Annotated in this window: 2 protein-coding genes and 1 pseudogene; all 3 read left to right on the top strand. The window is 76.9% G+C overall.

Going from position 1 to position 10,269, the window contains the following annotated elements:
* Positions 1-19 precede the first annotated feature (19 nt).
* Positions 20-2,629 (top strand): annotated as a pseudogene (locus ACEPPI_RS38050) (SDR family NAD(P)-dependent oxidoreductase); the annotation flags it as partial.
* Positions 2,630-2,673: 44 nt separating this feature from the next.
* The gene (locus tag ACEPPI_RS38045) at positions 2,674-9,375 is read left to right on the top strand and encodes an SDR family NAD(P)-dependent oxidoreductase (protein ID WP_373919833.1); all 6,702 of its coding nucleotides are present in this window, start codon (positions 2,674-2,676) and stop codon (positions 9,373-9,375) included.
* A gap of 31 nt (positions 9,376-9,406) precedes the next feature.
* Positions 9,407-10,269, top strand: an 863-nt coding sequence (locus ACEPPI_RS38040; protein WP_373919832.1) for a beta-ketoacyl synthase N-terminal-like domain-containing protein, incomplete at its 3' end; no start/stop codon positions are given.

Here is a 10,269-nt window from a genome sequence, read left to right as displayed (position 1 = left end):
CGCGTTCGTCGCGGAGGCGGTGGAGGAGGGGATCCGGGCCCGTCAGGTGCCCGTCGACTACGCCTCGCATTCCGCGCATGTGGAGCGGATCGAGGCCGAGCTGCTGGAGGTCCTCGGGCCGATCGTGCCGCGCAAGGCGGACATCCCGTTCTACTCGACCGTGAGCGCCGGGCCTGTCGACACCACCGGTCTCGATGCCGGGTACTGGTACCGCAACCTGCGCCACCCCGTCCGCTTCGAGGAGACGGTCAAGGTCCTCCTGGAAGACGGCTTCGCCACCTTCGTGGAGTCCAGCGCGCACCCCGTCCTCACCATCGGGATCCAGGAGACCTCCGAGGCGGCCGGTGCCGAGGTCGTCACCACCGGCTCGCTCCGCCGTGACGAAGGCGGACTCCAGCGGTTCCTCACCTCCGCCGCCGAGCTCTTCGTACGCGGCACCGACATCGACTGGGCGCAGCTCTTCGAGGGCACCGGCGCCCGCCGCGTCGACCTGCCCACCTACGCCTTCCAGCACGCCCACTACTGGGCCCCCACCTCCCCCGCCGGAGTCGGCGACGCCGCCGCCGCGCGGTTCGGCATGGAGTGGGAGACCCACCCTCTGCTGGGCGGAGCCCTGCCCCTCGCCGAGACGGGAGAGGTGCTGTTCACCGGGCGGATCTCGCTCGTCGACCACCCGTGGATCGCCGATCACGCCGTCTCCGGCCGGACCCTGCTGCCCGGGACCGCCTTCGTCGAGCTCGTCCTGCACGCCGCCGCCGCGACCGGCAGCGCCGGCCTGGAAGAACTGGGCCTTGAGGCGCCGCTCGTGCTCCCCGGACGCGGAGCCGTCCAGGTCCAGGTACGGGTGGGGGCCGCCGACGGGAGCGGACGCCGCGCGGTGAACCTGCACTCCCGCACCGAGGCCGACGACGCCCCCTGGAGCCGTCACGCCTCCGGCGTCCTCGCCCCTGCCCCGGCCGCGCCGCAGGCCCCGGCACCGGCCGACTGGGCGGCCGCCGGCGGGGCGGCCTGGCCGCCGCCCGGAACGGAACCCGTCGAACCGGACGAGGTCTACGCCCGCTTCGCCGACCTCGGCTACGAGTACGGCGAAGTCTTCGCCGGGATCACCGCCGCCTGGCGCCGCCCCGGAGAGGTCTTCGCCGAGATCCGCCTCCCCGTCTCCGCGCGGAGCGCCGCCGGGCTCTACGGGGTCCACCCGGCGCTCCTCGACGCGGCGCTCCAGCCGTGGCTCGCGGGCGGACTCCTCGACGTGCCCGACGACGCGGTGCTGCTGCCGTTCGCCTGGCAGGGGGCCACCCTGCACGCGACCGGGGCCGACGCCCTGCGGGTCCGTCTCGCCCGCACGGCGGAGGGCGCCGTCTCGCTGGAGGCCGTCGACCCGGCCGGGGCGCCCGTCCTGACCCTCGACGCCCTCGTCATGCGGCCCGTCCCGCGCGAACGCCTCGCCGCGCTCTTCGGGGCGGCCGACGACGGACTGCCGCTCTACCGGATCGCCTGGCAGAGCGGCCCCGCGCCCGCCGCGCACCCCGTGCCGAGCGAGACCGGACGGCGGAACCCGGTGCACCGGCTGGCCGTGGCCGGAACCGACGGCACCGGCCTCGGCTCCGGGGCGGCCGGCGTCCCCGTCGACGTCCATCCGGACCTGGCCGCGCTGTTCGCCACCGTCGAGGCGGGCGCCCCCGTGCCCGACGCCGTCGTCGTGTCCTTCCCGGACACGGACACGGATGCGGACACGGACCCGGACGCGGAGCCGACGCCCGGCCGCGCCCCCGCCCCGGACGCCGTGCACGGGACCACCGCGCGGTGCCTGGCCCTGCTGCGCGAGTGGCTCGGCCAGGACGAACGGCTCGGCGCGGCCCGGCTGGTCGTGCTGACCCGGCGGGCCGTGGCCACCCGGCCCGGGGAGGCGCTGCCCGGACTGTCGGCCGCCGGGCTGTGGGGCCTCGTACGCTCCGCGCAGAGCGAGCACCCCGGCCGCTTCGTCCTCGCCGACACCGACGGCACCCCCGCCTCGGCGGCGGCCCTCGTCGAGGCCCTCGCCACCGGCGCACCGCAGTTCGGGCTCCGCGACGGCGAGCCGCTCACCCCCGTCCTGGCGCGCCGTCCCGAGGACGACGCCCCCGGGACCGCCCCGAACGGGTTCGACCCGGAAGGGACCGTCCTGGTCACCGGCGGGACCGGCACACTGGGACGGCTCCTCGCCCGGCACCTGGTCACCTCTCACGGAGTACGGGGCCTGCTGCTCGCCAGCCGCAGTGGACCCGCCGCCGACGGAGCCGCCGAACTGGAGCGGGAACTGACCGCGCTGGGAGCACGCGTCGAGATCGCCGCCTGCGACACGGGTCACCGCTCCGCACTGGAAGCACTGCTCTCGCGCGTACCGGCGGCCCACCCGCTGACCGGCGTCGTGCACGCGGCGGGCGTCCTCGACGACGGGGCGCTCACCGCCCTGGACGCCGGCCGGCTGGCCACCGTACTGCGGCCCAAGGCCGACGCCGCGCTGCACCTCCACGAGCTGACCGCCCACCTGCCGCTGTCCGCGTTCGTCCTGTTCTCCGGCGCCGCCGGCCTCCTCGGCCGCCCCGGACAGGCCAACTACGCCGCCGCGAACACCTTCGTCGACGCCCTCGCCCAGCACCGCAGGGCCGCCGGACTGCCCGCCGTCTCCCTCGCGTGGGGCCTGTGGGGGGAGGCCACCGGGATGACCGGGCACCTCTCCGACACCGACCTGCGGCGCATGCGGCGCTCCGGGCTCGCCCCCATGAGCAACGAACAGGGCCTCGCCCTCTTCGACCGGGCCCTCGCCGCCCCCGCCGCAACCGCCGACGAGGCCCTCCTCGTCCCCCTGCGCCTGGACACGGCGGCCCTGCGCCGCGAGCAGGCCGCTCATGGACCCGACGCGGTGCCCGTCCTGCTGCGCGCCCTGGTCCCCCCGGCGGCGCCCGCGCCCCGCGCCGCCACGACGGCCACCCCCGTGGCCCCGGCGGCGGCCGGTGGGCCCGCCGCGGGCGAGGAGACGGCACGGGCGCTCGCCCTGCGCCTGTCCGGCCTCGACCCGGCCGCCCGGCACCGGGAACTGCTCACCCTGGTACGGGGCGAGATCGCCGCGGTCCTCGGCTTCGCCGGACCCGGCGCCGTCGAACCGGCCCGGCCGCTGCGCGAGACCGGCTTCGACTCGCTGACCGCCGTCGAGCTCCGCAACCGGCTCACCGCCGCGACCGGACTGCGCCTGTCGCCGACCCTCGTCTTCGACCACCCCACCGCACAGGCCGTCGCCGAACACCTCGGCGGGGAACTGCGCGCCACCGGGAACGGCAGCGCCGCCGCGGGCGAAGCGGCCCTCGCCGGGCTCGCCGCCCTGGAGGCCGCCCTGGCCGCCCTGGAGGCCGACGACATCGCCCGCGAGACCGTCCACCGCCGGCTCACCCGGCTCGTCGCCTCGGCGGCGGCCGCCGCCGGGCCGCCCGCCGCACCGGCCCCCCTCGCGGCGGTTCCCGCCGCAGCCGCCGCAGCCGCCGGGACCGGCCTGGATTCGGCCGACGACGAAGAACTTTTCGCCTTCATCGAGGAGCAGTTGTGACGGAGAGCGCCCCGCACCCCACGGCCGGAAGCGACGACAACTCGGCCAGGATCCGCGACTACCTCAAGCGGGTCACGGCCGAACTCGTCAGCACCCGGGAACAGTTGAGGGCCGTGGAGGAGAGCGCCCGCGAACCCGTCGCGATCGTCTCCATGAGCTGCCGCCTCCCCGGCGGCGTACGCACCCCCGAGGCGCTGTGGCAGCTCCTCGAATCCGGCACCGACGCGATCTCCGGCCTGCCCGCCGACCGCGGCTGGGACCTCGACGCACTGTACGACCCGGACGGCGCCGCCCCCGGCACCAGCTACGCCCGCGAGGGCGGGTTCCTCCACGACTGCGCCGACTTCGACCCGGAGTTCTTCGGCATCTCGCCCCGCGAGGCCCTCGCCATGGACCCGCAGCAGCGGCTCCTGCTGGAAACCTCCTGGGAGGCGTTCGAACGCGCCGGGCTGCGCCGGGAAGACGTCCGCGACAGCCGTACGGGCGTCTACGCGGGCGTCATGTACGACGACTACGGCGCCCGCGTCCCCCACACCCCGGGCGTGGCCGTTCCCGAGGGCCTGGAGGGCTACCTCGTCAACGGCAGCGCGGGCAGCGTCGCCTCCGGCCGGATCTCCTACACCTTCGGCCTGCGCGGACCGGCCGTCACCGTGGACACCGCCTGCTCCTCCTCGCTCGTCGCCCTGCACCTGGCCGCGCAGGCCCTGCGGGCCGGGGAGTGCGACCTCGCGCTCGCGGGCGGAGCCACCGTGCTGTCCACGCCGACCATGTTCATCGACTTCTCGCGCCAGCGGGGCCTGGCCGCCGACGGCCGCTGCAAGGCGTTCTCCGACGACGCCGACGGCACCGGCTTCGGAGAGGGCGCCGGCATGCTGCTGCTCCAGCGGCTCTCCGACGCCCGTCGCGACGGCCGTACCGTCCTGGCCGTACTGCGCGGCTCGGCCGTCAACCAGGACGGCGGCGGCGCCGGACTGACCGCCCCCAACGGCCCGGCCCAGCAGCGCGTCATCCGGGCCGCCCTGCGCCAGGCCGGGCTCACCGCCGATCAGGTCGACGCCGTCGAGGCCCACGGCACCGGAACCAGGCTCGGCGACCCGATCGAGGCCCAGGCCCTCCTCGCCACCTACGGCCGGGCCCGGCCCGCCGGAGAACCGCTGCTCCTCGGCTCCCTCAAGTCCAACATCGGCCACGCGCAGGCCGCCGCCGGTGTCGCGGGCGTCATCAAGACGGTGCTGGCCCTGGGGCACGGGGTCCTGCCCCGGACGCTGCACGCCGACACCCCGTCCAGTCGCGTCGACTGGACCGCCGGAGCCGTCACCCTGCTCACCGAGCGCACCCCCTGGCCGCGGCGGGGGGACGGGCCGCGCCGGGCCGGGGTCTCCGCCTTCGGGGCGAGCGGCACGAACGCCCACGTCATCCTGGAGTCCGCCGGGCAGCCGCAGAGCCCGATGGCGGTGGGGCCGAACGCCGGGTCCGCCGAGGCCGTCGGGTCCCCCGAGGCAGCCGGGTCCGCCGAGGGCTCCGAGGCCTCCGAGCAGCCGCGGCCCACCGCCTGGGCGCTCTCCGCCCGGACCCGGTCCGCCCTGCGCGACCAGGCCCGCCGCCTCGCCGACCACGTCGCCGCCCGGCCCGCGGGCCGTACCGACCCCGCCGCCGTCGCCTCCGCGCTCGCCCACGGCCGCACCGCCTTCGCGCACCGCGCCGTCGTCCTCGGGGACGACCTCGACGCCCTGCTGCACGGCCTCGGTTCCCTCGCCGGGGACGAACACCCCGACACCGGGGCGACCGTCACCGGGGAGGCCGCCGAGGACCGCCGCACCGCGTTCCTCTTCACCGGCCAGGGCAGCCAGCGCCCCGGTACGGGCCGCGAACTGTACGCCGCCGAACCGGTGTTCGCCGCCGCCCTCGACGAGGTCTGCGCCGCCTTCGACCCCCACCTGCCGCGCCCGCTGCGCACCGTGATGTTCGCCGCGCCCGGCTCACCCGACGCCGCCCTCCTCGACCGCACCCGGTACACGCAGCCCGCCCTGTTCGCCCTCGAAGCCGCCCTGTACGCGCTCGTCACCTCCCGGGGCCTGCGGCCCGACGCCCTCGCCGGGCACTCCGTCGGCGAACTCACCGCAGCCTACGCGGCCGGGGTGTTCTCACTGCCCGACGCGGCCCGGCTCGTCGCGGCCCGCGGCCGGCTGATGGACGGACTGCCCGGGGGCGGGGCCATGGCCGCGCTCCAGGCCGGAGAAGAGGAAGTGCGCCCCCTGCTGGCCGGACGGGAGGACCGGATCGACCTCGCCGCCGTCAACGGGCCGGCCGCCGTCGTGGTCGCCGGGGACGAGCCCGACGTGGCGGAACTGGTCGAGCACTGGAAGAGCCGCGGTCGCGCCGCACGGCTCCTGACCGTCAGTCACGCCTTCCACTCGCCCCACATGGACGGCATGTTGACACAGTTCGAAGCGATCGCTCGCGGGGTCGAATTCCACCCGCCGAGGATTCCTGTCATGTCGAACCTGACCGGACGGCTCGCCACCGGCGACGACCTGCGCACCGCGGACCACTGGGTCCGCCATGCGCGCCGTCCCGTACGGTTCCTCGACGGGATCCGCGGGCTGCGCGCCGAGGGCATCGACACCTTCGTCGAACTCGGCCCCGACGCCGTCCTCACGGCCATGACCCGCACCGTCCTCGACGACGACGCGGAACACCACACCGGCACCGCCGCCTCCCCGGCATCGGCCCCGGCGTCGGCCCCTGCCCCGGCATCGGCCCCTGCCCCCGCCCCGGTCGCCTTCGCCGTGCTGCGCCGCGGCAAGCCCGAGGCCCCCGCCTTCGCCCGCGCCATGGCCACCGCGTTCGTCCACGGTCTGCCCGTCGCGCCCGCCCCCGAGCCCGTCCCCGGTACCGGCCTCGCCGCCGAGCTGCCCACGTACGCGTTCCAGCGCACCCGGCACTGGCTCGCGGCCCCCGCCCCGGCGGCCCCCCTCGCTTCCGCCGGAGTCGACACCGCCGGACACCCCCTGCTCGCCGCCCGCGTCGAACTGCCCGACGCGCAGGGCGCCGTGTGGACCGCGACCCTGTCCACCGCCGCCCAGCCCTGGCTCGCCGGGCACACCGTCGCCGGCCGTACCGTCGTCCCCGGCACCGCCCTCCTCGAACTCGCCCTCACGGCGGCCGCCGGCGACCCCCTCGCGGAACTCACCTTCGAGAACCCGCTCGTCCTGCCCGAAGACGCCGCCGTCCGCCTGCGCGTCCACCTCGGCCCCGCCGACGCCGACGCCACCCGGACCGTCCGCGTCGACTCCGCCCCCGCCGGCACCACCGACTGGACCCCGCACGCCACCGGCCGCACCGCGCCCGCCGAGCCCACCGCCCCCGACGCGGCCGCCTTCGACGGCCTCACCGGCAGCTGGCCGCCCGCCGGCGCCGAACCCGTCGCCCTGGACGGCGAGCACGCCCGCTTCGCCGCCGCCGGCATCGGCTACGGCCCCGCCTTCCAAGGGCTCCGGGCCGTCTGGCGGCGCGGCGAGGACGTCTTCGCGTACGCCGCCCTGCGCCCCGAGGAGAGCACCGACGCCACCGCGTACGGACTCCACCCGGCCCTCCTCGACGCCGCCCTGCACGCCGTCACCGCCGCCCGGCCCGACGCCCACGGGCTCGTCCCGTTCTCCTGGACCGGTACCGCCCTGCACGCCCGCGGCGCCGACGCCCTGCGGGTACGGATCTCCCCGGCCGGACCCGACGCCTACACCGTCAGCGCCACCGACCCCGACGGCCGGCCCGTCCTCGGCGCCGCGTCCCTCGCGCTGCGCCGGGTCGCCACCGACCGGATCGCCGCCGCGGCCCCCGGCCGCACCCCGCTGCTCCAGCCGGTCTGGACCCCGCTCCCCACCGCCCCGGCCGGCCCCGCCGCCCCCGCCTGGCACCTGCTCGGCGCGGGCACCCCCGCCCTGGCCGACGCCCTGGCCGCCACCGGCGCCCCCCTCCACCACCACCCCGGCAGCGACCTCGCCCGCGCCCTCGACTCCGTACCGGCCGGGGCGACCCACGTCCTCGCCGACCTGCGCGGCGCCGACGGCCCGCAGGCCGTGGGCCGCGCCGCGCTCGCCCTCGCCCAGCGCTGGCTCGCCGGCGAACGGCCCGAAGGGGCCCGGCTCACCGTCCTCACCCACGGCGCCACCGACGCCGGCCCCGCGGGATCCGTCACCGACCCCGCCGCCGCCGTCGCCTGGGGCCTGCTGCGCTCCGCGCAGACCGAACACCCCGGCCGGTTCGCCCTCGCCGACACCGATGAGGACCCGGCCTCCTACGCCGCACTGCCCGCCGCCCTCACCCGTACCGACCACCCCGGTCAGCTCGCCGTCCGCTCCGGGACCGCCCACACCCCCGGCGCCGAACGCAACCGCGACGCCCGGCGCGAGCGGCCCTGGAACCCGGCCGGCACCGTCCTGATCACCGGCGGCACCGGCGGCCTCGGCTCCGCCGTGGCCCGCCACCTCGTCACCCGCCACGGAGTACGGCACCTGCTGCTGACCGGCCGTCGCGGCCCCGGCGCCCCCGGCGCCGAAGCACTCGCCGCCGAACTGCGCGCCCTCGGCGCCGAGGTGACCCTCGCCGCCTGCGACGCCGCCGACCGCACCGCGCTGGCCGCACTCCTCGACGCCGTGCCGCCCGCACACCCGCTCACCGCGGTGGTGCACACCGCGGGCGTCCTCGACGACGGCCTCCTCACCGCCCAGGACCCGGAGCGCCTCGCCGCCGTCCTGCGGCCCAAGGCCGACGCCGTCCACGCCCTCCACCACCTCACCGCCCGCCTGCCGCTCGACGCGTTCGTGCTCTTCTCCTCCGCCGCCGGCCTGCTCGGCAGCGCCGGACAGTCCACCTACGCCGCCGCCAACGCCCACCTCGACGCCTTCGCCGCCTGGCGCCACGCCCAAGGACTGCCCGCCGTCTCCCTCGCCTGGGGCCCCTGGGCCGGCGACGGCATGGCCGGCGCCCTCGACGGCGCCGACGCCGCCCGGCTGCGCCGCACCGGCCTCGCCGCGCTCCCGCAGGCCGAGGCCCTCGACCTCTTCGACGCGGCCCGCGCCACCGGCCGGCCCGTCCTGCTGCCGCTGCGCCTCGACCGGACCGCCGCCCGGGAGGCCGGGGACGCGCTCCCGCCCGTCCTCGGCTCCCTGCTCGGCCCGGACGAGCGACCGGCCACCGCACCCCGGCCCGACGCCCCCGGCCCCCGGCGGGAGACCCTCGCCGACCGGATCACGGGCCTGCCGCACGCCGAACGCCCGGCACTGCTCCTGGACCTCGTACGCACCGAGGTCGCGCGCGTCCTCGGCTTCGCCGGCCCGTCCGACGTCGGCGTGGACCGCAGCTTCCGGGAAGCCGGCTTCGACTCGCTCACCGCCGTCGAACTGCGCAACCGGCTCAGTGCCGAGACCGGCCTGCGCCTGACACCGACCCTCGTCTTCGACCACCCGACGCCCCGGGCCCTCGCCGAACACCTCGACGCGGAACTGCCCGGCGCCGAAGCCTCCGTGCTCGCCCTGATCGGGCAGCTCGGCGCGGCGACCGCACAGGCCGACCTCGACCAGGACGCCCGCCGGACGGTCGCCGACCACCTGACCGCGCTGCTCGCCGAACTCGGCACCACGGTCACCGCCTCGGAAACCGCCACCGCCACCACCGCGCCGGCCACCGCCGGGGCCCCGGTGGACCCGGGCCGCGGCAAGGTCACCGAACTGCTCCACTCCGCATCCGACGACGAACTGTTCCAGCTGCTCGACAGCGGCTTCCGCTCCATCTGAAGCCCTGCACCGACACCTCCAGGGGAGAGCCGTGTCCGCTCACGACACCAACCAGGACGCCACGGGGAACGAAACCAGGCTCCGTGAATACCTCCGCCGCGCCATGGCCGAACTGCACGAGACGCAGGCACGGCTGCGCGAGGCCGAGGAGCGCGGCAACGAGCCGATCGCGATCGTGGGGATGGCGTGCCGTTTTCCGGGTGGGGTGAGTTCTCCGGAGGGTTTGTGGGATCTGGTGTCCTCGGGTGTGGACGCGGTGTCCGGTTTCCCGGTGGACCGTGGGTGGGACGTGGAGGGGCTGTTCGATCCGGAGCCTGGTGTTCCTGGTCGTTCGTATGTGCGGGAGGGGGGTTTCCTGCACGATGCGGGGGAGTTCGATGCGGACTTCTTCGGTATTTCGCCGCGTGAGGCGGTGGCGATGGATCCGCAGCAGCGGTTGCTGCTGGAGACGTCGTGGGAGGTGCTGGAGCGGGCGGGTGTGCCGGCCTCGTCGTTGCGGGGATCGCGCACGGGCGTCTTCGTCGGCGCCATGTACCACGACTACGGCACCGACCGCCCCGCCGCCCTCGACGACACCGGCGGCTACGGCGGCACCGGCACCTCCGGCAGCGTCGTCTCCGGCCGCATCTCCTTCGCCCTGGGGCTGGAGGGGCCGGCGGTGACCGTGGACACGGCCTGCTCCTCCTCCCTGGTGGCCCTGCACCTCGCCGCGCAGTCCCTGCGCAGTGGTGAGTGCGACGTCGCCCTGGCCGGCGGCGTCACCGTGATGGCGACCCCCTCCACCTTCGTGGAGTTCTCGCAGCAGCGGGGGCTGGCGGTGGACGGCCGGTGCAAGGCGTTCTCGGACGCGGCGGACGGTACGGGCTGGGCCGAGGGTGTGGGGATGCTGCTGGT

It is taken from the genome of Streptomyces sp. AB3(2024) (assembly GCF_041862025.1).
Classification (GTDB): Bacteria; Actinomycetota; Actinomycetes; order Streptomycetales; family Streptomycetaceae; genus Streptomyces.
Note: the sequence above shows the minus strand (reverse complement) of the source record. Positions and strands in the feature narration are given on the sequence as shown.